At 64.9% G+C, this 22,413-nt stretch carries 23 protein-coding genes; 8 read left to right on the forward strand and 15 right to left on the reverse strand.

Annotation, left to right across the window (positions count from 1 at the left end; all coding sequences use genetic code 11):
- Position 1 precedes the first annotated feature (1 nt).
- The 5 genes from BUB20358_RS09895 to BUB20358_RS09915 all read right to left on the reverse strand — a co-directional run bounded on the left by BUB20358_RS09895 (position 2) and on the right by BUB20358_RS09915 (position 3,244).
- Positions 2–274, reverse strand: coding sequence for a flagellar biosynthetic protein FliQ (locus BUB20358_RS09895; RefSeq protein ID WP_035975013.1), 273 nt, complete (start codon positions 272–274; stop codon positions 2–4).
- A complete protein-coding gene (gene fliP, locus BUB20358_RS09900; protein WP_081293637.1) occupies positions 274–1,023 on the reverse strand; it encodes a flagellar type III secretion system pore protein FliP in 750 nt (249 codons plus the stop codon). Before fliP ends, BUB20358_RS09895 begins: the two co-directional genes overlap by 1 nt.
- The gene (locus BUB20358_RS09905) at positions 1,023–1,364 is read right to left on the reverse strand and encodes a FliM/FliN family flagellar motor switch protein (RefSeq protein ID WP_035975011.1); all 342 of its coding nucleotides are present in this window, start codon (positions 1,362–1,364) and stop codon (positions 1,023–1,025) included. The genes fliP and BUB20358_RS09905 overlap by 1 nt, the downstream gene beginning before the upstream one ends.
- Positions 1,365–1,367: 3 nt before the next feature.
- On the reverse strand, positions 1,368–2,210 hold the full coding sequence (locus BUB20358_RS09910) for a FliM/FliN family flagellar motor C-terminal domain-containing protein (protein ID WP_158380452.1): 843 nt from the start codon (positions 2,208–2,210) through the stop codon (positions 1,368–1,370).
- Between the two features lie 161 nt (positions 2,211–2,371).
- Complete coding sequence (locus BUB20358_RS09915) at positions 2,372–3,244, reverse strand: flagellin N-terminal helical domain-containing protein (RefSeq protein ID WP_006766925.1); 873 nt, start codon at positions 3,242–3,244, stop codon at positions 2,372–2,374.
- A gap of 253 nt (positions 3,245–3,497) precedes the next feature.
- Here BUB20358_RS09915 and BUB20358_RS09920 point away from each other — a divergent pair, with 253 nt between their 5' ends.
- Together BUB20358_RS09920 and BUB20358_RS09925 are read left to right on the forward strand one after the other, a co-directional pair.
- On the forward strand, positions 3,498–4,223 hold the full coding sequence (locus BUB20358_RS09920; RefSeq protein WP_006766924.1) for a response regulator transcription factor: 726 nt from the start codon (positions 3,498–3,500) through the stop codon (positions 4,221–4,223).
- A gap of 50 nt (positions 4,224–4,273) precedes the next feature.
- A complete protein-coding gene (locus BUB20358_RS09925; RefSeq protein ID WP_035975006.1) occupies positions 4,274–6,589 on the forward strand; it encodes an ATP-binding protein in 2,316 nt (771 codons plus the stop codon).
- A 59-nt stretch (positions 6,590–6,648) separates the two neighbouring features.
- Here the strand turns inward: BUB20358_RS09925 and BUB20358_RS09930 are convergent, their stop codons facing one another.
- Positions 6,649–7,632: a hypothetical protein gene (locus tag BUB20358_RS09930; RefSeq protein WP_035975004.1), complete on the reverse strand. Its 984-nt coding sequence runs from the start codon at positions 7,630–7,632 to the stop codon at positions 6,649–6,651.
- Positions 7,633–8,218: 586 nt separating this feature from the next.
- Positions 8,219–8,629, reverse strand: coding sequence for a hypothetical protein (locus BUB20358_RS09935; RefSeq protein WP_123806736.1), 411 nt, complete (start codon positions 8,627–8,629; stop codon positions 8,219–8,221).
- A 401-nt stretch (positions 8,630–9,030) separates the two neighbouring features.
- Between BUB20358_RS09935 and BUB20358_RS09940 the strand changes: the two genes are divergently transcribed.
- Positions 9,031–9,267, forward strand: a complete 237-nt coding sequence (locus tag BUB20358_RS09940; protein ID WP_123806737.1) for a hypothetical protein — start codon at positions 9,031–9,033, stop codon at positions 9,265–9,267.
- A 107-nt stretch (positions 9,268–9,374) separates the two neighbouring features.
- Here BUB20358_RS09940 and BUB20358_RS09945 read toward each other — a convergent pair whose 3' ends face one another.
- The 3 genes from BUB20358_RS09945 to BUB20358_RS09955 are packed head-to-tail and all read right to left on the reverse strand — an operon-like array spanning position 9,375 to position 11,562.
- On the reverse strand, positions 9,375–10,142 hold the full coding sequence (locus BUB20358_RS09945; RefSeq protein ID WP_035975003.1) for an ABC transporter ATP-binding protein: 768 nt from the start codon (positions 10,140–10,142) through the stop codon (positions 9,375–9,377).
- A 23-nt stretch (positions 10,143–10,165) separates the two neighbouring features.
- Positions 10,166–10,876 (reverse strand): ABC transporter permease, encoded by a 711-nt coding sequence (locus BUB20358_RS09950; protein WP_006766921.1) that lies wholly within the window; start codon positions 10,874–10,876, stop codon positions 10,166–10,168.
- Positions 10,873–11,562 carry an ABC transporter permease gene (locus tag BUB20358_RS09955; protein ID WP_035975001.1) on the reverse strand — a complete coding sequence of 230 codons (690 nt, stop codon included), beginning with the start codon at positions 11,560–11,562 and terminating at the stop codon, positions 10,873–10,875. The genes BUB20358_RS09950 and BUB20358_RS09955 overlap by 4 nt, the downstream gene beginning before the upstream one ends.
- Before the next feature lie 613 nt (positions 11,563–12,175).
- Here BUB20358_RS09955 and hutC point away from each other — a divergent pair.
- Positions 12,176–12,871, forward strand: a complete 696-nt coding sequence (gene hutC, locus BUB20358_RS09960) for a histidine utilization transcriptional repressor HutC (RefSeq protein ID WP_035975424.1) — start codon at positions 12,176–12,178, stop codon at positions 12,869–12,871.
- A gap of 10 nt (positions 12,872–12,881) precedes the next feature.
- Here the strand turns inward: hutC and BUB20358_RS09965 are convergent, their stop codons facing one another.
- Positions 12,882–14,123: a glycosyltransferase gene (locus tag BUB20358_RS09965; RefSeq protein WP_006766918.1), complete on the reverse strand. Its 1,242-nt coding sequence runs from the start codon at positions 14,121–14,123 to the stop codon at positions 12,882–12,884.
- 95 nt (positions 14,124–14,218) lie between these two features.
- Here BUB20358_RS09965 and BUB20358_RS09970 point away from each other — a divergent pair, with 95 nt between their 5' ends.
- Entirely contained in the window at positions 14,219–14,839 is a 621-nt protein-coding gene (locus tag BUB20358_RS09970; RefSeq protein ID WP_035974998.1) for a TetR/AcrR family transcriptional regulator, read from the forward strand.
- Positions 14,840–15,029: 190 nt separating this feature from the next.
- Complete coding sequence (locus BUB20358_RS09975) at positions 15,030–15,383, forward strand: hypothetical protein (RefSeq protein ID WP_035975423.1); 354 nt, start codon at positions 15,030–15,032, stop codon at positions 15,381–15,383.
- A gap of 38 nt (positions 15,384–15,421) precedes the next feature.
- Here BUB20358_RS09975 and BUB20358_RS09980 read toward each other — a convergent pair whose 3' ends face one another.
- The 3 genes from BUB20358_RS09980 to BUB20358_RS09990 form a co-directional block, all read right to left on the reverse strand.
- Complete coding sequence (locus BUB20358_RS09980; protein ID WP_035975422.1) at positions 15,422–16,273, reverse strand: alpha/beta fold hydrolase; 852 nt, start codon at positions 16,271–16,273, stop codon at positions 15,422–15,424.
- A 109-nt stretch (positions 16,274–16,382) separates the two neighbouring features.
- A complete protein-coding gene (locus BUB20358_RS09985; protein WP_006766914.1) occupies positions 16,383–17,300 on the reverse strand; it encodes a LysR family transcriptional regulator in 918 nt (305 codons plus the stop codon).
- Positions 17,301–17,510: 210 nt separating this feature from the next.
- Complete coding sequence (locus BUB20358_RS09990) at positions 17,511–17,756, reverse strand: DUF3717 domain-containing protein (RefSeq protein ID WP_035975421.1); 246 nt, start codon at positions 17,754–17,756, stop codon at positions 17,511–17,513.
- Between the two features lie 475 nt (positions 17,757–18,231).
- Between BUB20358_RS09990 and BUB20358_RS09995 the strand changes: the two genes are divergently transcribed.
- Entirely contained in the window at positions 18,232–18,525 is a 294-nt protein-coding gene (locus BUB20358_RS09995; protein WP_094190688.1) for a hypothetical protein, read from the forward strand.
- Between the two features lie 121 nt (positions 18,526–18,646).
- Here the strand turns inward: BUB20358_RS09995 and BUB20358_RS10000 are convergent, their stop codons facing one another.
- Positions 18,647–20,176 (reverse strand): amino acid permease, encoded by a 1,530-nt coding sequence (locus tag BUB20358_RS10000; protein ID WP_035974994.1) that lies wholly within the window; start codon positions 20,174–20,176, stop codon positions 18,647–18,649.
- Between the two features lie 575 nt (positions 20,177–20,751).
- On the opposite strand from BUB20358_RS10000, the gene BUB20358_RS10005 reads away from it, so the two are divergent.
- Positions 20,752–22,284, forward strand: a complete 1,533-nt coding sequence (locus BUB20358_RS10005) for a sensor domain-containing diguanylate cyclase (RefSeq protein ID WP_035974992.1) — start codon at positions 20,752–20,754, stop codon at positions 22,282–22,284.
- The last annotated feature ends 129 nt before the right edge of the window (positions 22,285–22,413 follow it).

Raw genomic sequence — 22,413 nt, forward strand, 5'->3', positions numbered from 1 at the left:
ATCAAACAGCCGTCTGCGCGGCGCGCTGAAATATCTCGACGGTGTAGTGCATCACGCGCTCGAGCACCCACGGCCCCGCAAACGCGAGCGCGATCAGCGTCACGACGAGACGCGGCAAAAAACTCATCGTCTGCTCGTTGATCTGCGTCGCGGCCTGGAACAGGCTGACGAGCAGCCCGGTGATCAGGCCCGGCGTGATGAGCACGAGCAGCACGACCAGCACGAGACGCAAGGCGTCCATCGCGAGACCGGCAGCGAGGTCGGGCGTCAGCATCAGCCGCCCCTCACGCTCGTGAGCAACGTACTCACCGTCAGCGACCAGCCGTCGACCAGCACGAACAGCAGCAACTTGAGCGGCAGCGAGATGACCAGCGGCGACAGCATCATCATCCCCATCGCCATCAGTACGGACGCGACGATGATGTCGATCACGAGAAACGGAATGAACAGCATCGCGCCGATCTGAAACGCTGTTTTCAACTCGCTCAGCACGAACGCGGACAATTTCACGAGAAACGGCTGTTGCGTCGGCTCCTTGATCGCCTCGGTACCCGACAGCTTCGCGATCTGCGCGAGCGTCGCCTTGCTCGTCTGAGCCAGCATGAACTGCGACAACGGCGCGTCCGCCGCCTTCAGCGCCTGACGCAGGCCGATCTTCTCCTGTTCGTACGGCACATAGGCCTTTTCCCAGATGGCTTCGCCGACGGGACGCATCGTCAGGAGCGTCAGAACGAGCGCGACGCCCGTAATGACGCGCGCCGGCAGCCCCTGCTGCAGGCCGAGCGCCTGTTTCAGAAGCGACAGTACGATCACGTAGCGCAGAAAGCTCGTCATCGTCATCAGCAATGCCGGCAGCAAGCCAAGCAGCGTCATCAGCACGAGAATCTGCGTCTTGATGGAGAGCCCGTCGCCGCCGGACGATATCGTCAACGTATCGGCGAGCGCGGGCCCCGCGCATACCAGCGCGGCCGACGCGCAAAGCACGCGGCGCAAAGCGGCGGAGCTGAACATGCCGCGGCCCATCACGTCGTGAGCGACGACAGGTCGCCCAGTTCGACGAGCTTCATCCCATAGTTGTCGCCGCAGACCACCACTTCGGCCGCGCCGATCGGCAAGCCGTTCACCTTCACGACGAGCGGCTCGCCGGCAATCCGGTCCAGCTCCACGATGGAACCGGTGCCATAACCGAGCAAATCAGCGAGCGGCACGGTTGCGCCGCCCACCTCCAGCGTCAGCCGTACCGGAATCCGGCGCAGCATGCGCAGCGATGCGCCGGCTGCGCCGGCGGACGGGCCGCCGTCGGCCGGCGCGTCGGGGAAATCGTCGAGGGCGGCATCGAGGTTGAGATCATCGTTCTGGTTCATCGGCTACTCCACGAGTTCGAAGGCAGTGAGACAGATTTTTCCGCCGTGCTCCACGACGGCCGCGCGGAAGACCTTCAGTCCATCGACGTCGACGTCGGCAGCATCCGGCAACCGGATAGGCAAGATCGACCCGCGATTCAGGTCCAGCACATCGCCCAGCAGCAGTTCCCTGGTCACGATCGTCGCGTTCAACGCGACAGGAATGCGTGCGCCCAACGCTCCGTCGTCGTCGGACGGCGCCCTGTCGCGCACTCGCCTCGGTACGCACGTTGCAAACAGGCGGGCGAGCCATGCGTCGTCGAGCGCGAACTCGATGCGGCCCGTCACGTCGAGCGATTCGTCGCGCACGATTACCGACAGGATCTGCGAGCCCGGTCCGATGCCGTCGAACTGTTGCGGCGTAAGCGCTCCAGCGTCGAGCTCCAGCAACGGCAGCAGTTCGCCGAGCAATGCACGGCGCGTCTGCATCGCGAACCGCTGCTCGGTCCGCGTTTCGGCCGGCAAGCTGTCGGCCTCGAGGCGCTCGGCCCGATCGCCATAGTGATAGGCAAGCAGCAGCAGCAGCAAGCCGCGCTCGATGCGAATGCCTATCGCGCCCTGGTCGTCGCCGAAGCCGTGCCAGGCGGCAAGCGCTTCGCCACTACGATGCGGGACGATCGCGCTGTCCGACACGATCAGTCGCGCACCGCAACGGTGGTTGTAGCTGTCTTGCAGATACGTGCCGATTCGTCGTCGCAACGCCGCATGGAAATCGCCTAGCAGGTGAAACGGCCGGCCGAGCGTACACGGGTCGAGCGCAAGGCAGGACCGCGTTTCGGCCGACGGGAGATGTGAGGCAGTCGTCATCGGGTTCAGGCGTTCCGAAAATGATGTTGAACGCATTTTCGGCGGCCTGTCGCTCCGTCACGACAACCCTGAACGAATCCTGAACGGAACGAAGAAAGGCCGGCCGCAACGCGGCCGGCCTTGTCGCTCGACGAACGGCCGCCAGGCGACCGGCGCCGGCCTTACTGGACCAGAGACAGCACCATCTGGCTCATGCTCGACGTCTGCTTCAGCATCGCCGTGCTGGTCTGCATCAGCACCTGCTTCGCGGTCATGTTGGCGCTTTCGGCCGCCATGTCCGTGTCGGTGATGCGGCCGTGCGCATCCGTCGTGTTCGCCATCATGTTGTTCAGGTTGTTCGCCACGTGGCTAAGACGGTTCTGCGTCGCACCGAAGGACGAGCGGGCCACGCCGAGGTCGTCGAGCGCCGCGTTGATGAGGCCGATCTGCTCGTTCGCGCCGTCGATCAGTTCGGTGCCCTTTTCGGCCGATGCGTCGGCCTTGTATGCCGACGAGATGGCGCCGAACGAATCGTCGAGCTTCTTGAGATCGCCCGAGAAATCGACCGTCATCGTCTCCGACGCGTCCGCGCCGATCTGGAACGTCAGCGCAGACGCCAGCTTGCCGCCGTTGGCCGCCAGCAGCTTCTCGCCGCCGAAGCTCGTATTGGTCATGATGTTCGCGAGTTCCGCGCCGAGCTCGTTGTACTCGGCCTGCATCGCTTCGCGATCCTTTTCGGTCGCCGCACCGTCGGCCGCCTGCGTCGCCAGATCCTTCATCCGATACAGGATGTTCGTCGCTTCGCCGAATGCGCCGTCGGCCGTTTGCAGCATCGAAGTCGCATTCTGCGTGTTCTGCATCGCGACCGCCATGCCGCGCTTCTGCGCCTCCAGACGGACTGCCATCTGCAGGCCGGCCGCATTGTCCTTGGCCGAATTGATCGCCTTGCCGGTACCCAGGCGCGTCATCGAAGTGTTGAGATCGCTGCTGATGCTTTGCATGTTCCGTCGAATCGTCTGCGCTGCCGAGTTGGTATGTACGCTCATTGCCATCATGTTTCAAACTCCATTGGTCGTGGTCATCCGGAAAATCGGCCATCGCTTGCTGTATTCGACGGCCACACGCATTCAGGAAACGACCCGCGGCTTGAACTTGTTTAGCCGCTTCCGCCCATTTTTTGCCGGAAGCGGACCGGCGCGGCACGCGGCCACCAGCATGATTCCGATGCCGCCCCGATACAGACTTGTCCGAATTTGCTATTCTTAGCGCCAAAACCCTCGACACCATCGCTTGCCACCCCGACCGACCATGACGGAACATCCGCCTGCCCGGGCAACGCGCATTGCCATCCTGGAAGACGACGTCTTCCAGGCCAGAACGATCGAAAAATGGCTGAACAAGGCGGGCTATGAAACCGAGGTCCGTCACGATGGAGACGGTCTCGTCGCGCTCGTCGGCGATACGCGGTTCGATCTCCTGCTGCTCGATTGGGATGTGCCGGGGAAGAACGGCAATCAGGTGCTTCGCGAGATGCGCGCGCGGTTCGGCCATGCGTTCCCGATTCTGATGGTGACGCAACACGACGACGATCGCGATATCGTCCGCGGCCTGACGGACGGCGCCGACGACTACATCATCAAGCCGGTAAAGGAGGCGGTGCTGCTCGCGCGCGTGGAAGCGCAGATCCGCAGCTACCACGCCGGGGCGCAAGGCAAGGAAAACCTCAGCGTTTGGGGCTATACGCTAGACCGGCACAGCCTCACCGTGACGGTGCCGGGCGGCAAGCAGGTCTCGCTGCCGACCCGGGAATTCGAACTGGCGACCTGCCTGTTTCAGCAAGCAGGTCGCGTCGTGTCGAAGGACGCGCTATACCAGCGCCTGTGGGGAGCGACCGATGGCGGCGACACGGTCACGCTCGCCACTTACGTGAGCCGGCTACGCAACTTGCTGGGCCTTCGCAAGGACAAGCACGGCCTCGAGATTCGGACAGTCTACGGGCACGGATATCGGCTTCAGCGCGCGAGCGACGAATAAGCGGCACGTTCGGCTTGCGTCCGGCGCAAGCACACAACTCGGCAGGAACCATGCGCAAATTGCTCGACACGATGCGGGTGCGGGGTGCGCCCAAGATGTTGCTGATCGCGCTACTGGTCGTACTCGCGTTGCTGGCCGGCCGGCCAGCCGGCCGAACGGTGTCCGGCGCCCTCGATCGCCTGCTCTACGACGCCGTGGTCAGGTGGTACGCGCGCGGGGCGCCCACGAACATCGTGCTGGTAAATATCGATGCGCGGACGGTCGCCGCGCTCGGCTTGAGCAATCTGCCCGGCGACCCCGAGCGCCTGCTCGCGCAGCTTGGCGCCGCGGGCTCCGTCGTATTGGATGTCCCGATGCTGCCGGCTCAGGACTATACGCGGCTCGAGAGCGCGATGCGCCGCCACGGGCGGGTCGTTCTGGTGCTGCCGAGCACCAGTCAGGAAGCGCCGCGAATGCTCCCGTCCGCACCATGGAACACCCTGCGCGTCAATGCCGCCGCCATCGCGCAGCGCGACCTGGTGCTCGGGCATTTCGGAACCGTGTCCGGCTTCGTGCCGTACGCGACGATGCCGGACGGCGTGTTCGCGCACGTCGCGCTGACCGCGTTGCGAACCGTAGGGATCGACCGCAGCGCCGACGTTCTCAAGTACGTTCGACCGGCTGCGAATCGCGACGCACCGGGCCAGTTCCGGACCGACTACGTGCTGGCCATGCTCCATCAGCAAGACGATGTGACGCAATATTCGTATCTCGACGTCATCGAAGGCCGCGTGCCACAACAGGCGTTTGCAGGCAAGATCGTGTTCGTCGGCCATTCGGCGTGGCTCGGCGAGGGCCGTTATCCGCTTTCGCTGCTCAGCCGCAATGTCGTGCCGCGCGCATATCTGGACCTGCTGTTTACCGACGCGGTCGAGCGCCATCATCTCGTACGCGAGCTTCCCGATTCGATGGAGATGCTGATTTACGCCGTACTGGCGGCCGGCATGATTGTGATCTGCCTGCGGTTTTCCGGACGGGCGATACACGTCATTGCGCTCACGTGGTGCATCGCACTGGTGGTCATTCCGCCGCTGCTGCTGACGCTCAGGATATGGTTGCCGGTCGGCTTGCTGCCGGTCATCTGCCTGCTCATCTACGGATACTTCGCGTGGGAGCGCCACAGCAGCATGGTCGCGATGATGCGCACGGAGATCTCGAGCTTGCGATCGATCTCCGAATCGATCGGTACGCTGCCGGCCTCGGCGCTACAGGCAGCCGAAACGGCAGACGGGCTGGGCGACGTGCAGACCGCCATGAGGCAGATTCGGAGCTGGCAAAAGATCTACGTCGACATGATCAACCAGTTGCCGTACCCGGTTTTTCTGGCGCTGGAAGGCAAGGTCGCTGTCTGGAATGCGCGAGCGGCGGAATTTCTCGGCGACGCGTCGCCCGCGCGAACCGGTGCGGCGCACGAGCGCGTCGCGCCGATCGAAGACGCGATCGCCGAAAGTCTTCGCACGGGCGGCGATGTCAGCCGGGAAATCGCGTGGGACGGGCGCGCGCATCTGCTGTTATGCGAGCCGCTATCGAGCCCGGCAGCGACCGACGGTTCCGTCCCGGCCGGCCGCGACGACGCTCAGCGGTCGCACCTCGTCTGCCTGATCGAGGCCGACAACGCAGTTTCGTATGACACGCAGGTGCTGCGCCATATCGCTCACGATCTGCGCAGCCCGCTGACGTCGATTCTCGCGCTGATCGAGCACCGGCACGAGGAGCAAGACGGTACCGGCGATCAGGCGTTTCTTCGGGATCTTCGGCGACAGGCCGACTACTCGCTACGAATTGCGAACGGTTTCGTACAGTTGTCACGCGCCGAGCGCCTGTCCGATAGCGCGTTCGAGCCCGTCATGCTCGAAGATCTCGCAGTGGACGCAGTCGGCCAGACGCTCGTTGCAGCCCGCAAGAAGTCGATTTCGCTGCACGGCCCGTCCGGCGATGTCGACGATACGCTGATTCGCGGCGACGCGCACATGCTGATGCGCGCGCTCGTCAACGTGATCGACAATGCGATCAAGTATTCGCCGCCGCGCACGGCAATCGACGTGCGCATCGAAAGAATCGGCGACGCCGAGCTAGCGCTTCACGTGGTCGACCAGGGTATCGGCATACCGGCGGAAGCGTTGCAGCGGCTCTTTGAACCGTTCTTTCAGGTTGAGCGCGGACGACGCGAGGACGGCGGGGTCGGGCTCGGACTTCCGTTCGTCAAGGCGGTCGTCGAACGGCATCGGGGTACGGTCGAAGTGTCCAGCGCGCCCGGACACGGAACGGATTTCGTTATCCGCTTGCCAATGTATCGGCAATCCGATTCGGGCCGAACCGGCACGTAGCAATCGCGGCTGGAAGCAAACCGCCGGCCGACCGCCATGCTCGCACGCCGTCCGGTTCGTCATACCGCCGCGAAGCCACGCCTATCGCAAGCATGCCGACAGACGACGCGGCCGCCGCTCGAGCGGGGCGCGCATGCCTGGCCGGCGTTCAGCCGCAGCCCGTCGATAATGCTCGCCTTGAAATTCCGCAGCCGCTGGATCTCGCCCCTCAGTCCGGCTATTTTCCGCCTGCTCTCCGTGATCCGCTTCCGCTCGGCCTCGTAGACGGCGTTGACATATTCGCCGGGAAGCTGGCCGGCCCTTACATTGCCGATCATTCGCTCACACTCGACCACCTTGTCGAGCGCGCGCTTTGCCTTGTCGAACTCGGGGACCGGCGACGCGCAGACGATGCGGTCCATATTTTGCCCGCTGCTCGTCGCGATGCGAAATCGGCTAGCGGTGCGGTCGCTCAAAATGTCATAACGCAACGCACGGTCGACCCCGTTGTTCCGATACGTGCGATGCCGAAAACGATACGCGTTGCGCAGTGTCCGTTTCATGCCGATATCGCGGGCCTGTTCGGTAATGCGTACGTATTTGCCGATCTCGATTCTCAGCCGCTCTTCCAGATGCTTGACCCGACGTTCAGCACGCCGCCGCCCCGCAACGAGCGTCTCTTGATTCTCCCTGCTGTGCTCCACCTGCCTGTTCAGGTCATTTATCCTGTTTTCGCTCTCGACAATCTTGTCCTCGCAGTATCTGATTGCCTTGCTCTCGATTGCCAGGATCGATTCGCCGATCCATCGCGCTGCCTTCGTACCGCCTTTCGCTCGACTATCGGAAAATGCCGACTCGGCACGCCTCGCGGCGTCGATGACGGACGAACGCAGCGCCTTCATCTGCTCGAAGTTCAAATCCGACACGTCGATTCGCTCGACCAGCGCGGCGAACTTTCTCAATGTGCCGCGCACCGCCCCATCTTTACGCGAATCCTGCTGATGCGGGAGGCCGCGGAGCCCGTCGAGGTCATCAAAAATTTCCCGGAGAGCCTCATTTTCCATACGTGAAATACTCCGAAGATGATCGATTCAGTGGATTCAAGATTTGCGAGCTGTATTTCCCCTACTGCAGTCTGCTAGACCACAACACAGCCGTTCGCCGTCGGCAAACGATAGCCCGCAATCTATTGATCCAATATAAAAAATCGATCACCGGCTTGCGCGTGTGTCCGGGTACCGGCACGCCGCGGCAAATCCGCTTGCGCATTCGGAAAACCAGCGACTGCGGCAGGCCGAAGCTGGCATTCGGTGCATTGGCGATCGGCGCACGCCGAAGGCACCGAATCGTCCAATACGGATCGCCGTTCGGATGTCGTCGCCGCACGCTGTCTGTTTCCGCACGCTCGATTCCGCGACGCAATCGACGCGAGCCGTTGATCTGAGCATGATCGATTTCACAACCAAACCTCCGGTGGCGCTGTAAACGCTTCGGCCATTTCAATGTGGTGCGGCGACGGCCCCCGCATTAGCGCAGAACCGCCATGTCGCTCGCTGCGCGGCCCGAAGCCGGGCCACGCAATCATGCTGCCGGAGATCGTCATTCAATCGACGATATCGTCGACCCTTTCTCGGGCTGCCGATCGATCCATCATCGGACCATGCCGCCATTGAAGTTGGCGTCGGGATTTTTCTTCAGCAGCTCGCGCCGTGCGGTGCGCTGCTCGGCATCGATGGCTCGCACGTCCTCTTGCCGCGCTGAGCTATACAGTTGAAAAGCGTCCCGTTCTTTCACAGCCTTGTCTCGACTCTGCAGACGGAGCAGCTTGTCTTGTCCCGCAGAAAATTCTTTTAATTTTTTCGGATTATGTCGATAAGTCGTTTTCTGGAAATCATCCTCGATCTTTCGGCTCATACTCGCACAGCGAGCGAGTGATTTCGCAACATCGTCTCGCGCCGATAGTTTTTCCATAAAAGGTAAATTTCCGCTTTCCATTTTTGCCAACCCACTGGCAACCTTCTTCAGTTCTCGCGTAAATTCCTTTATCTGGAATTTATGCACCGTCTTTTCATTTGACGTCGCAAAAAACTCCGCAACCTTTTACCATCGTGATTATGTATCGACATCCGCGTCGCCATCACCGAATTTACACTCATGCCCAATCTCCTTAGTGACCACAGAACACACCGTGCCCGTAGACGAAAACGCCACGGGCCACTGTGTCGGAACGACCAGGACCGATTAAGGACACTAATAAAAATCGCTCATCTGGCGCTTTCCGTCGGCCGGCAACACCCTGCAGGTGCAGCGGTTCTGCTCGCCGGTTATCCGGCCCGGGACGCGTTTGCGAACTGCGTCGATATGTCGCGCAGCTGCGGGATGGCCGGAAATCACGCGCGAGCAGCCAACGTCACGATCAATGCAATCGCGCTCGTTGCGGCCTTGTCGTGCTGAATGCGCACGTGTACGCGGTGCTCGCGGCATACGGCATCTGCGCGATTCTTTTCGGTGCGCAGTGGATGGTGGGGTTAAGCAGCGCACAGTCCGCGCTGGCCGGCGCGCTCTTCATCGCACAAAGCTACGCGCCGATGCCGGCCGCCATCGTGAAGATTTCCGGTTATGCGACGGTAGGCGCCGTCTATTTCCTGATATCGGCGATATGGCTGCACGTCCGCGACATGCGGCGCAACCTTTCGTGAGCCGCTGCACGCGCGGCCGTGTTCCGCGCGCGGCCGTCCGAGGCCGGCGAGAATCGGCGGAGGCGTGCGCCGCTGTTCGGCGCGCGCACGCATCGCCGCAGTTCACGCTACTTCAACCGCCCCGACAGAAACTGCGCGAGCCGCTCGCTCTTCGGATCGACGAGAATCTGCTGCGGATCGCCCTCCTCCTCGATCTTCCCCTGATGAAGGAAGATCACGTGACTCGACACGTTGCGCGCAAACCCCATCTCGTGCGTGACGACGATCATCGTGCGCCCTTCTTCGGCGAGCGCCTGCATCACCTTCAGCACTTCGCCGACGAGTTCCGGATCGAGCGCCGACGTCGGCTCGTCGAACAGCATCACCTCCGGCTCCATCGCGAGCGCGCGTGCGATCGCGACGCGCTGCTGCTGACCGCCCGACAGATGCGACGGATACATGCGCTCGACGCGCTCCGGCAGCCCGACCTTGCGCAGATACTTGCGTGCGCGCGCAACGGCTTCGTCCTTGCCGATGCCCAGAACGGCGATCGGCGCCTCGATCACGTTGTCGAGCACCGTCATGTGCGCCCAAAGGTTGAAGTGCTGGAACACCATCGCGAGCTTCGTGCGCATGCGCTGCAACTGCTTCCGGTCGGCCACGTGCAGCGAGCCGTTGCGGTCGCGTTCGGTACGGATCGGCTCGCTGCCGATCGTGATCCGCCCGGCGCACGGCTGCTCGAGGAAGTTGATACAGCGCAGAAACGTACTCTTGCCCGAACCGCTCGAGCCGATGATGCTGATCACGTCGCCGGCCTTCGCCTTCATCGACACGCCCTTCAATACCTCGTTGTCGCCGAACTTCTTGTGCAGGTCTTCAACGGTGAGCTTGTACATACGGAGTTCTTCCTTCGAATGCGTCAACGACGCGGCGACAGATAGGCGAGCCAGCGCGCCTCGAGCTTGCGGAACGCCCAGATCAGCGCGAACACGACGACCGCGTACAGCACGGCCGCAATGCCGTATGCCTGGAACGACATGTAGGTCGCGGAATTCACGTCGCGCGTGACCTTCAGGATATCGGGCACGGTTGCGGTGAACGCGAGCGTCGTCGCGTGCAGCATCAGGATCACTTCGTTGCTGTAGCTCGGCAGCGAGCGGCGTAGCGCCGACGGCACGACGATCCGCGTGTAAAGCTTCACGCGCGACATTCCAAATGCGACGCCGGCCTCGATCTCGCCCGCCGCCGTCGCCTTGATCGCACCCGCGAAAATCTCGGTCGCGTACGCACATTCGTTCAGCACGAACGCGAGCAGCGTGCAGTTCATTGCGTCGCGGAAGAACGTGTCGAGCAGCACGTGATCGTGCACGACCTGCAGGCTGTAGATGCCGGTGTAGCACATCAGCAGCTGCACGTAGAGCGGCGTGCCGCGGAACACGTACGTGTAGAGCCAAACGGGGCCCGCGATCCAGCGCTCCGACGACGCGCGCGCAATTGCGAGCGGCACCGCGAGTGCGAAGCCGAGCACGATCGACACGACGAGCAGCCACAGCGTGATCGCGAGACCGCTGAAGCGATAGCCGTCGGTGTACAGATAGTTCTGCCAGTACTGGCTGACGAGTTCGATCACAGTGCGGGCCTCCGGACGCCGATGGAATAACGCTTGTCGAGGCGGTACAGCACGACGTTCGACATCGTCGTGATCGCGAGATAGATGGCGCCTGCCGCGAGCGTGAAGAAGAAGAAATCGAGCGTGCTCTTGCCGGCGTCCTGCGAAGCCTTTACCACGTCGGCCAGGCCGATGATCGATACGAGCGCGGTCGCCTTCACGAGCACCTGCCAGTTGTTGCCGATGCCCGGCAGCGCGAAGCGCATCATCTGCGGGAACAGGATGCGGCGAAACACGCGCCAGCCGCTCATCCCGTACGCGAAACCGGCCTCGAGCTGCCCGCGCGGCACCGCGAGGAAGGCACCGCGAAACGTCTCGGTGAAGTACGCGCCGTAGATGAAGCCGAGCGTCACGACGCCGGCAGCGAACGGATCGATATCGATCTGCTCGCGGCCGAGCAGGTCGGTCGCGTCGTTCAACAGGATCTGGATCCCGTAGAACAGCAGCAGCATCAGCACGAGGTCCGGCACCGCGCGGATCAGCGTCGTATAGAACGTGCCGAGCGACTTCAGCATGCGGCTCGTCGACAGCTTCGCGGCCGCGCCCGCGAGGCCGAGCACGAGCGAAGCGGCGAGCGACAGTACCGCGAGCTTCACGGTTTCGACCGTGCCGGCCCACAGCAGCGGACCAAATCCCTGGAAAATCATTTGAGCGTGTCCCGATTCGAAACGATGAACGACGCAGCGCGGCAATCGCCGCATGCGTCGCGACGGCATCGGCCGCCCACAGCGGAGCCGATCGCGACGCACGCAACGGCAATACCGGACGCGCGCTCTTTCATCGCGTGCTGTATTGGCGTATTGGCGAACTCGGTCGACGCTCGCCGCGCGCCCCCGCACGGCAGTTCGCCAACCACCCTTCCAACCCGGAACCTGCGTTCGCCGCAGCGCCCAAGTTGTACATACAACTTTGCCTTTTCGAGCGCGAGGCCGGCAATCCGTGTTTGTCTCTAGTTGCGTCCGGACCGTCCCTTTCGCAGCGTTTTTCTTATATTTCAGTTATCTACGAATTACACGCGGCTGAATCCGCGCTTTCGGCGTGCAGCCGGTGCGCCGCTCGCGCACGTGGGTTTTGTCTATACTTTTGCACCTGCGGTGCGGCGAGCGGCGACATCCGCCGGCGGTTCCGCGTCGCGACGCATGCCGGAACGACGGCGCTCCCGTGTCGATCGCGCGCTCGGCGCGACGACGAACCGGTACACTCCGCGGACACCGCACGAAGGCCGGCATGCGCGGCCGCCGTCTCTTGAACAGCGATGCAATGACCACACCGATCTATCAGGAAATCAAGGACTTCATCCTCGCGCGCATTCATTCCGGCGAGTGGGCGGAAGGCGACCAGGTGCCGTCGGAGAACGAGCTCGCGCGGGAATTCAACGTCGCGCGGATGACGGTCAACCGCGCACTGCGCGAACTGACGGCCGAGCAGGTACTCACGCGCACGCGCGGGTCCGGCACGTACGTCGCATCGCCGAAATACGAATCGACGCTCGTCGCGATCCGCAGCATCTCCGACGAAGTCGCCGCACGCGGCCACCGCTATCGCGCGCAGGTGCTGCAGGTCGGCGCGGCCGTCGCCGACGCGAAGCTCGCCGACGAATTGCAGCTCGACACCGGCAGCGCGATCTTCCATTCGCGCGTGCTGCACTTCGAGAACGACACGCCGGTGCAGCTCGAGGAGCGCTGGGTCAATCCCGCGTGCGCGCCCGAATACGCGCTGCAGGACTTCACGACGACGACGCCGAACCAGTACCTGACGCGCGTCGCGCCGCTGCAGCGTGTCGAATACCGGATCGAAGCCGCGATGCCCGATGCGGAATCACGCCGGCTGCTGGCGATGGACGAGCGTGAACCGTGTCTGCTGCTGCATCGGCGCACGTGGTCGCAAGGGATGGTCGCGTCGGTCGCGAATCTGTGGCACCCGGGCAGCCGCTATCGATTCACCGGGCATTTCTGACGCGCACGCGTCACCGCGCGGCGGGCCGCGCCCATCGCTCGATCGCATCGACCGCACGCCGCACGCCGTCTTCCTGCGCGATACGCGCACCGAGCTCGGCCGCGCGCGCCTTCGTATCGCGGTGTTCGGCAAACGCGATCGCGCGCGCGAGCGCAGCAGCATCGACGCGTCGGCCGGCAATCGGCGCCGCTGCCACGCCGAGCCGTCGCAGCCGGTTTGCCCAGAAGAACTGATCGCCGGCGAACGGCACGACGACCGACGGCACGCCGGCGCGCGCAGCCGAATGCGTGGTGCCCGATCCGCCGTGATGAATCGCCATCGACGTGCGCGGGAACAGCCAGTCGTGCGGCGTGTCGCCGATCACGCATACGTGCGCGGGCAGCAGCGACGCGTCGATGCCGCTCCAGCCCGGATAGAACAGCGCGCGTCGACCGTCGAGCGCGTTCGCGAGTGCAGCGGCCATCGCGTGCCGATCGAAACCGGCCATGCTGCCGAAACCGACGTACACGGGCGGTTCGCCCGCGTCGAGAAACACCGACAATTCGCGCGGCGGCGTCCAGTCGCGCGCATCGATGCGCCACTGACCGCATGCCATTGCATTCGACGGCCAGTCGCGCGGGCCGGACAGCAACGCGGGCGACACGCCGTACAGCATCGGATGATCGGTCCATACGCGTTTGCGCGGCGGCAGCCCGCATACGTTCTCGCGCGCCGCATTCGTCGCTTTCCTGAACGCCTGCCACAGCAGCGCATTCACGAGCCGGTGACTCGCGCGGTTCAGCCAGCGCGGCAGCTTGCCGGGCGGCAGGAACGGCGACGCGAACTCGGCCGTCGGCGTGATCGGGATCATCCCGGTGCCGATCGCCGGCACACGGCGATACTCGGCGACCGACAGCCCGACGAACGATGCGAGCCCCGACACGAGAATCGCATCGCAGCCGGCCGACGCGTCCGCGATTTCGCGCATCCATGCGGCCGTATTCGCGTTCGCGATCGCCGCGAGCGCCTTCGACGTGTCGTTGAAGCCGCCGCGCGCGTTCACCGCGCCCGACAGTTCGCCGTCCGGCGCCAGCGCCGCGCGCATGTCGCCCGACAACGCTGCACAGGGCACACGAAGCGCGGCGGCCGAGCCGAGCGTCGCGGCATCCGCCAGCAGCCGGACGTCGTGACCGGCGTCCATCAGCGCACGACCGAGCGCCGCCAGCGGGCGCGTGTCGCCTTCGGTGCCGTAAGTGGCGATGACGAGCTTCATGCGTGACTCCTCGTATACGACGAGAACGAGTGGATTCGCAAAAATGCACGTCGTATACTAATGCAACTCGTACACTTTCTGCCAACTACCGTTCAATGCCGACCACCACCGACGATACCGGCCGCCGCGCGCGCAAGCGCATCCAGATGCTTGCGCATCTGGCAGCCACTGGCGCGCGCCTGTTCGACGCGCACGGCTACGACGCCGTCACGATGGAGCAGATCGCCGCGCACGCCGATGTCGCGAAGCGCACGCTGTACAACCACTTTCCGACGAAGGAAGCGCTGCTCGCGCACTGGCTCGAGGGCGAACTCGCGCGCGACCTCGCGCATCTGCAGCGCGACGTTGCACGGCGCAAGACGTTCGCGTCGAAAATCGGCTGCGTGCTCGACGCGTCGGCCGCATGGTGCGAGCAGCATCCGGCGTATCTGCTCGCGTATCTGCGGCACCGGTTCCTGAGCATCGGCACGGTCGAAGCGGAACGCGACGATGCGGACGGCAGCGATATCGCGCTCGTATGGCAGCAGCTGATCGCGGCCGGTCAGCAGGCCGGCGAGCTGAACCGCGCACTGCCGGCCGAGCAGCTCGCGACGTGGTTCCATCACCTGTACCTGGCGGCCATGCTGCGCTGGCTGACCGTGCCCGGGCTCGCGCTGACGCGCGAATTCAACGCGATCGTCCGGTTGTTCGTCGAAGGGGCGCGAGCGAACGCGTAGGTGACGCGTGCCGCAGCGCGTTGCGCGACACCGACGGATCGACGCCGCGAACGCACGCGCAGCATGCCAAATTCCGCGCGCAGCAGTATGCTGGCGTCGTACGGCTGCGCATCGCGCATCGGGCGAACCCGCGCGCACGTCGTCGCGCGGCCGTGCGACCGCAATCATGCGTTGCAAGGAGGGATTCGTGATGGCTACCACGCATCAGCACTTCCACCTCGAACTGCGGCACGCTACCGCGCCGACCTATATCGTCAGCTACCTGTTTCCCGCGCTGCTGTTCGTGTACGAACTGCTGCGCGTCGGCCAGTGGATCCGCGATCACGGGATGCAATTCGCCGCGTACAAGCAGATGGGCTACGAGTATCTGCTGATGCTGCTGTTCGTCGGCCTGCAGATCGTCGTCGAGGCGATCTTCCTGCTCGGCGCGGCGATGCGCAAGGACCATCGCGACTTCGAGCACCGCGTGCCGAACGTGGTGCTCGGCATCGGCTGCTCGATCGCGCTGCTGGCGATCGATCTCGCGATCCAGCTCGCGTTCTGATCGCCGGCGCGCGACGCCGCCGGCCGTTGCATCGGCATTCACGCGCCGGCGTCGCGCAGGAAGGTCGCAACCGCGGCCAGCACGTCGTCCGTCCGCTCGCGGTGCGGCACGTGCCTGCACGCGTCGAGCAGCACGAACGACGACGGGCCCGCGACGCGCGCGGCGATCCGCTTCGGATGCGCGTCGGAGCCGTATTCGTCGTGCGCGCCGTGAATCGCGAGCGTCGCGCAGCGCACGCGCGGCAGGTCGTCGTCGAGGCTCCAGTCGCGAAACGACGGCGACAGCCACGTATCGACCCACGCGCGCAGCACCCACTCGGCCTTGTCGCCGTGATACCGCACGAGCCGGTCGAGCTGGCCGGGCGCGTCGAACTGGCGGCCGGCGTCGCGGATGCCGGCGAGCGTGCGATCCTCGACGAACGCCTGCGCGGCGATCGTCACGAGCGCGCGGCAGCGTTCCGGATACGCGGCCGCGCAGCCGACCGCCATCCCGCCGCCGACGCTGTGTCCCAGCGCAATGAACGCATCGATCCCGAACTGCGCGAGCAGCGCGCGGAATCCGTGCTCGGCCTCGTCGCGGACGAACGTCGTGTCCAGCGTGCCCGGATGACGATCGGAACGGCCGAAGCCGAGGCGGTCGTACGCGATCACGTCGCGTTGCGTCGCGCGCGCGAGCCGGGCCGGGAAGTCGCGCCATAGTTCGACGCATCCGAGCGAATCGTGCAGCAGGACGATCGGCGCGGCCGGATCGGGTGCGGCCGGCGTAGCCGAAGCCTGCGCACGCGTTACCGGTTCGCGCACCTCCCGCACGGCCCGGCCGCGCCAGCGCTTCGCAAAGAGACGCCCTTGCGGCGTCTCGACGATCGTCTCCTCGGTGTCGATATCGGTCATCTGTATGTCGTCTGCGCAAAAAGCGGCGGCATGCGGCATGCTGCGTCGAATCTCGCCGATGTTGGCGCTCGCATGCGCGGCACGTCAAGCCGCCGCGCGCACGCCGCGTTCATTGCGGCTGCGGCGGCAGATATTCCATCTGCGCCTCGTCGTACAGCCGATAGATCAGCGCCTGCATCGCGCGGATGTCCTCCGATTCGTCGAGCATTCGCATGCTCATGATGATCGGCGACACGAGATTCGGATCGTCGAGCGGCTTGTAGCTGATGTCGTCGCGCTTGAGGCCATACACGCTGTGCGGCACGACCGACACGCCCTCGCCCATCGCGACGAGGCCGAGCGCGATCTGCAGTTCGCGCGTCTCGTAGATTCGCCGCGGCTGCAGCGCACGATCGTGGAACGCGGCGAGCACCTGGTCCGCATAGCTCGGCCGCGGCGCCTTCGGGAAGATGATCAGCGTGTCGTTCACGAGATCGTGCAGCGACAGCACCGCCTTTGCGCCGTCGAGCGGATGACCGACCGGCAGCGCGACGATCATCCGCTCTTCGCGCAGCACGACGCGCCGCACGCTCGGATCCTCGTGGCGGATGCGGCCGAAGCCGACGTCGATGCGTCCTTCCTTCAGCGCCTTGATCTGGTCCATCGTCGACATCTCGTGCAGGCTGAGCTCGACCGCCGGATATTCGCTGCGAAAGCGCCGGATGATCTTCGGCAGCATGCCGTACAGCGTCGAGCCGACGAAGCCGACCGACATGCTGCGCTCGATCTTGCCGACCCGCTTCGTCATCGATTCGAGCTCGGCCGTCTGTGCAAGCAGCTGCACCGCATGCGAATAGAAGAACCGCCCGGCATCCGTCAGCTTCAGCGGCCGCGCGCTGCGCTCGAACAGCGACACGCCGAGCGCCTCCTCGAGCTGCTGAATCTGGCGACTCAGCGGCGGCTGCGCGATGTGCAGACGTTCGGCCGCACGCGTGAAATTCCGCTCCTCGGCGACCGCGACGAAGTAGCGGAGATGTCTCAGCTCCATTTCGCCTCCTCTCGGACAGTTGGCGACTGCACTACCGTGCGGCGATCGGACGTGTTGCGCGATCGTTCCGAATGCGCGCCGGATGCCGTGACGATACCGCAGAAAGCGGCGATCCCGGCCCGCGCGCTCCGTATCGCGAAGCGCAGAACCGGAAGCGCGCGGCTTCCCGCTCCCGGTTCGATGCCGCGTCGCGATCGCCGCCGCCCGCCGTTACACCTCCGTCGCGTACAGCGCGTCGCGCTGCTCGTCGCTCAGCGAATCGAGCGGCACGTCCGGCAAGCGATAGCAGATCATCGTGCCGTACAGCTCGGCCAGACAGTTGCTGCCTGCGTCGAGCGCGTAGCCGTCTTCGCCGTCCGGTGCCGGCGGATACACTTCGCGCCACGCGTTGATCGCGGCTTCGATTCGCACGATGGAAACAGGTCCGGCCTTCCGCTCGGCGGGTGATGCGCTCATGAATTCCTCTGGGTTGCACGCGCCGCGCGCCATGCCGGCCGCGGCGAAACGATGAAAACAAACGACGAGAGCGTCGGACGCCGCCGGCCGTCGCGCGCTGCACGCGTGGATGCGATCCGCGCCGCTCGCTGCGCCGGCCGGACCGTCGCCCGACAGGGCCGGGAAATATAACCGCGTTTGGCCGCGCGTACGCAAAAACCCGCAAAAAAGCAGGGAACGCGCGCTCGCGGCCGCTCGACGACGAACTTCTCCGCGCCGTTGCACCGAACGCCTGCGGGCCCTTGTCGTGGTCGTGGTCGCGCATCGTCCCGTGCACGACATCCCATGACGAACGGTGCATTTCGCCGCGCGGCCGCGATGCTTAACCTCAGTTGCACGCGCGCCGGTTGGTGTCGCGTTTTCGTGCGTCGCGCGCGATCGGCATGCGAGCCGCATCGCCGCAACGCGATCCCGAAACGATTCCGAGGAGCGCACCATGCCTCAAGTCAACATCGCAGCAGAAACGACGCTTTTGTTCGACTTCGGCCAGCATTCGCCGGTGGAGATCTCCAATCCCGGCCCGGACGACATCGACGTTCACATCGACTACAACATCGGCACCGCCGCGTCGCCGCAATGGAGCAGCGCGCTCACCGGCGCGTCCGGCATCGCGAATCCGACGCGTCTGCGTGCCGGCGCAAGCTTCGTCGTCGCGCGCACCGATCTCGAAAGCGAGCACGTGCGCATCGGCGTGCACGGCAATCAGAACGGCGCGCGCGTGTCGTACTGATGCGCGGCGTTCCGGCGGCGACACCGAACGCCGTCGCCGCCCGCGCGCGCTCGAAAAAAAACGGGAAGCCCGCATAGGCTTCCCGTTCGATTCGTCCGTCGCGGCGCTGCGCCGCATCGCGTCAGCTCGCGGTTTCGCGATTCGCGACCTGCTGCGCGCGGCGGTTCGCGGCCACCCACGGCGCGATCTCCATGTCTTCGTAACGCACGAAGCGGCTTTTCTTCACGAACCGGTAGCCGAGCCACACGACGACGAACAGCGGAATGCCAACGTAAGTCGCCGCGACGCCGGCCCAGTCGATCCGGTTCGCGAGGAACGCCTGATAGTCCTGTCCAAGCGCGATCACGACACACAGCACGAACGCGAACAGCGGACCGAACGGAAACCACTTCGATTCATACGGCAATTGATCGACCGGGTAGCCCTGCTTCACGTACCCCTTGCGGAACCGGTAATGGCTGACCGCGATGCCGAGCCATGCGATGAAGCCCGTCATCCCGGACGTGTTCAGCAGCCACAGATAGACCGTCTTGTCGCCGTACAGCGACGTGAAGAAACACAGCGCGCCGACAGCCGTCGTCGCGTACAGCGCGTTGCGTGGCACGCCGCCCGGAGACAGCTTCGCGAACAGCTTCGGCGCGCGCCCCTCGGTCGCGAGGTTGTACAGCATCCGCGTCGACGCGTACATCCCCGAGTTGCCGGCCGACAGCACGGCCGTCAGGATCACCGCGTTCATCACGCCGGCCGCGAACGCGAGGCCTGCATGGCGGAACACGAGCGTGAAAGGGCTCACGCCGATATCGGTCACGTCGGTCTTCAGCAGGTTCGGGTCGGTGTACGGAATCAGCACGCCGATCACGAAGATCGCCAGTACGTAGAACAGCAGGATTCGCCAGAACACCTGACGCACCGCGCGCGGAATCGTCGTGCGCGGGTTTTCCGATTCGCCGGCCGCGACGCCGATCAGCTCGGTACCCTGGAACGAGAAGCCGGCGATCATCGCGACGCCCATCATCGCCGGCAGGCCGCCGGCAAACGGCGCATCGCCGATCGTCAGGTTGTGCCAGCCGTTGCTCGGCGCGCCCTTCAGAATGCCGAAGATCATCAGCAGCCCGACGCCGATGAACGCGACCACGGTGACGACCTTGATCAGCGCGAACCAGTATTCGGCCTCGCCGAAACCGCGCACGGTGAGCGCGTTGAGCAGGAACATCACCGCGAGAAATGCCGCGCTCCACCAGACGCCCGGCACGTCCGGGAACCAGTAATGCATCACCAGCTGCGCGGCGACGAGCTCCACCGCAATCGTCACCGCCCAGTTGTACCAGTAGTTCCAGCCGAGCGCGAAGCCGAAGCCCGCGTCGACGTATTTCGCGCCGTAGGTCGCGAACGAACCGGACACCGGCATGAACGCGGCCATCTCGCCGAGGCTCGTCATCAGGAAATAGACCATCAGGCCGATCAGCATGTACGCGACCATCGCGCCGCCGGGGCCGGCCTGCGAGATCGACGCGCCGGACGCGACGAACAGGCCCGTGCCGATCGAGCCGCCGATGGCGATCATCGTCAGGTGACGCGCCTTCAGCGCGCGATGAAGCTTGGGAGGGTTCGCGGGCGAACCGGGTGGGTCGGAATTCGGGATTGCGGACATAAACGAGACGAACGTTGAGCGGGCCGCCGGCATCCGGAGCCGGCGCGCATGCAGACCCGCGCGCGGCGCGCGTGCTGCGACACGTCGATACGGCCCCGATACGCGTTGCGCGCCGGGCGCCTGCGGCGAAGCGCGGATTCTACCCGATTCGCCACGGGGACAGTTCGGGCGACGCGCGCGACGCTGTGCTTGTGCACGTCGAAGAATCAACGGGTTGGATGCGCTCGCCGGACGATCGCGCGCTCCGGCGGCAAGCGTCCCGCGTCGATACGGCGCAGCGCGGTGCGCGCTTTTCACTACGCGCCACGACAAACATTTAATACCCGACAGCAAAACCGAACCTCGATCTGAAATTGCGGATATTCAGACGAAACGCTCGCTTCCGAATCGATTCCGTTCAATCGCGGCATGCGACACGGTAACGATACGTAATCGTTTCAAACGGTCGTTTTCCATATATGCGATTTTCATTTCGGACGGAACGGCAAGGATTCGCGAGATAATGCGAATCATTCGAGATAAATCACTGCGCGGAACCGTCGACGACGCGAATATCCGCCGCCAAACCGCCGAGGATGAACCCGCACCCGCTACTCGCCGCACTCCGCCGCCAAACCGCGTCGATCGTCGCCCGCATCCTGTCGCCGCGCGGCGTACTCGTCGCCGGCATCGTGCTGTTGCTGTTCAGCTGGGGACTTTCCACATTGCTGCTGATCGATGCGCGCCGCGATGCACTCGATCACGCGATCGAAAATGCGCACAACCTGATGCTGCTGATCGAACGCGATATCGCGCGCAATATCGAGCTCTACGATTTGTCGCTGCAAAACGTCGTCGACGGTATCGCCGATCCGGAGCTGATGACGTTGCCGCCGCGCCAGCGTCACCGGCTGCTGTTCGACCGCGCGTCCACCGGCGCGTATCTCGGATCGATTTTCGTGATGGACCCGCACGGCAACATCGTGATCGATTCGAGCATGTCGCCGCCGCGGCAAGGCAATTTCGCGGACCGCGACTATTTCCAGGTGCAACGCAACGGGCTCGTGCGCGGCCTGTACATCAGCAAGCCGTACGCGTCGCGGCTGCGCGGCGGCGCGCTGACGATCGCGCTGAGCCGCCGGATCACGCTGCCCGACGGCTCGTTCGGCGGCGTGGTCGTCGGCACGCTGAGCATCGACTACTTCCGCGCGCTGCTCGACGGGATCGAGGTCGGCAAGCACGGCAGCGCGGCGATCATCGAGGAGAACGGCACGCTCGTGTGCCGGCTGCCGTACGACCCGCGCGTCGTCGGCCTCGACCTGCACGCGGCGCCGATTTTCATCGAATCGCAGCGCCGCCGCCAAGGTGCGGTGACCGGCACGGGCGCGATCGACGGCGTGCGGCGCGTCTATGTATACAAGCATCTCGCCGGGCTGCCGCTGCTCGTCGACGTCGCGCCGGCCGAGGTCGACATCTACGGACCGTGGCGTCATCGCGCGATATGGACCGTCGTGCTGATGAGCCTCTTTACCGGCTTCATCGCGTGGGGCTCGCTCGCGCTGTCGCGAGAGCTCAAACGCCGGCAGATCGCCGAAGCGAAGCTGTACCGGCTCGCGCGCACCGATTCGCTGACGGGCGTCGACAATCGCGGCACGTTCGACGCGGTGCTCGCGACGGAAGCGCGACGCGCGTCGCGCAGCGGGCGGCCGCTGTCCGTGCTGTTCGTCGACGTCGATCACTTCAAGGCGTTCAACGATTACTACGGCCATCTCGCCGGCGACGACGTGCTGCGTCGCGTCGCGCAGTGCGCATCGCGCTGCCTGCGCCGCGACAGCGACCACATCGCGCGCTACGGCGGCGAGGAATTCGTCGTCACGCTGCCCGAAACCGATGCGCACGGTGCGGCGACCGTCGCCGAATGCATCCGCCGCGCGATCGCCGCACTCGACATCGCGCATGTGAAGAGCCCGTACGGACGCGTGACGGCCAGCATCGGCACCGCGACCGCCGCGAACGGGCGGACGAACGCCGCGACGCTGCTGCGGCTGGCCGACGAGGCGCTGTACCGCGCGAAGTCCGGCGGCCGCAACCGCGTGGCCGACGCGCAGCCGAGCGCGGCCGACGCGTAGCCGCGGCCCGCCGCACCGCGCGAGTTCGCCGTGGACAGCCCGCGCGCGTTCGGCTAGCGTTACGTGTGCCGCGCACGCGGCGCGACGCCGGCTCGCGGCACCACGCCGCGCGCCCCCCGCCACTCCCGC

It is taken from the genome of Burkholderia dolosa (genome assembly GCF_902499135.1).
Lineage (GTDB): Bacteria > Pseudomonadota > Gammaproteobacteria > Burkholderiales > Burkholderiaceae > Burkholderia > Burkholderia dolosa.

Excerpts from the sequence above, each read along its gene's own strand:
- BUB20358_RS09895 (WP_035975013.1), bottom strand. The coding sequence starts at position 274 with ATGCTGACGCCCGACCTCGCTGCCGGTCTCGCGATGGACGCCTTGCGT.
- fliP (WP_081293637.1), bottom strand. The coding sequence starts at position 1,023 with ATGGGCCGCGGCATGTTCAGCTCCGCCGCTTTGCGCCGCGTGCTTTGC.
- BUB20358_RS09905 (WP_035975011.1), bottom strand. The coding sequence starts at position 1,364 with ATGAACCAGAACGATGATCTCAACCTCGATGCCGCCCTCGACGATTTC.
- BUB20358_RS09910 (WP_158380452.1), bottom strand. The coding sequence starts at position 2,210 with ATGACGACTGCCTCACATCTCCCGTCGGCCGAAACGCGGTCCTGCCTT.
- BUB20358_RS09915 (WP_006766925.1), bottom strand. The coding sequence starts at position 3,244 with ATGATGGCAATGAGCGTACATACCAACTCGGCAGCGCAGACGATTCGA.
- BUB20358_RS09920 (WP_006766924.1), top strand. The coding sequence starts at position 3,498 with ATGACGGAACATCCGCCTGCCCGGGCAACGCGCATTGCCATCCTGGAA.
- BUB20358_RS09925 (WP_035975006.1), top strand. The coding sequence starts at position 4,274 with ATGCGCAAATTGCTCGACACGATGCGGGTGCGGGGTGCGCCCAAGATG.
- BUB20358_RS09930 (WP_035975004.1), bottom strand. The coding sequence starts at position 7,632 with ATGGAAAATGAGGCTCTCCGGGAAATTTTTGATGACCTCGACGGGCTC.
- BUB20358_RS09945 (WP_035975003.1), bottom strand. The coding sequence starts at position 10,142 with ATGTACAAGCTCACCGTTGAAGACCTGCACAAGAAGTTCGGCGACAAC.
- BUB20358_RS09955 (WP_035975001.1), bottom strand. The coding sequence starts at position 11,562 with ATGATTTTCCAGGGATTTGGTCCGCTGCTGTGGGCCGGCACGGTCGAA.
- hutC (WP_035975424.1), top strand. The coding sequence starts at position 12,176 with ATGACCACACCGATCTATCAGGAAATCAAGGACTTCATCCTCGCGCGC.
- BUB20358_RS09965 (WP_006766918.1), bottom strand. The coding sequence starts at position 14,123 with ATGAAGCTCGTCATCGCCACTTACGGCACCGAAGGCGACACGCGCCCG.
- BUB20358_RS09970 (WP_035974998.1), top strand. The coding sequence starts at position 14,219 with ATGCCGACCACCACCGACGATACCGGCCGCCGCGCGCGCAAGCGCATC.
- BUB20358_RS09975 (WP_035975423.1), top strand. The coding sequence starts at position 15,030 with ATGGCTACCACGCATCAGCACTTCCACCTCGAACTGCGGCACGCTACC.
- BUB20358_RS09980 (WP_035975422.1), bottom strand. The coding sequence starts at position 16,273 with ATGACCGATATCGACACCGAGGAGACGATCGTCGAGACGCCGCAAGGG.
- BUB20358_RS09985 (WP_006766914.1), bottom strand. The coding sequence starts at position 17,300 with ATGGAGCTGAGACATCTCCGCTACTTCGTCGCGGTCGCCGAGGAGCGG.
- BUB20358_RS09990 (WP_035975421.1), bottom strand. The coding sequence starts at position 17,756 with ATGAGCGCATCACCCGCCGAGCGGAAGGCCGGACCTGTTTCCATCGTG.
- BUB20358_RS09995 (WP_094190688.1), top strand. The coding sequence starts at position 18,232 with ATGCCTCAAGTCAACATCGCAGCAGAAACGACGCTTTTGTTCGACTTC.
- BUB20358_RS10000 (WP_035974994.1), bottom strand. The coding sequence starts at position 20,176 with ATGTCCGCAATCCCGAATTCCGACCCACCCGGTTCGCCCGCGAACCCT.
- BUB20358_RS10005 (WP_035974992.1), top strand. The coding sequence starts at position 20,752 with ATGAACCCGCACCCGCTACTCGCCGCACTCCGCCGCCAAACCGCGTCG.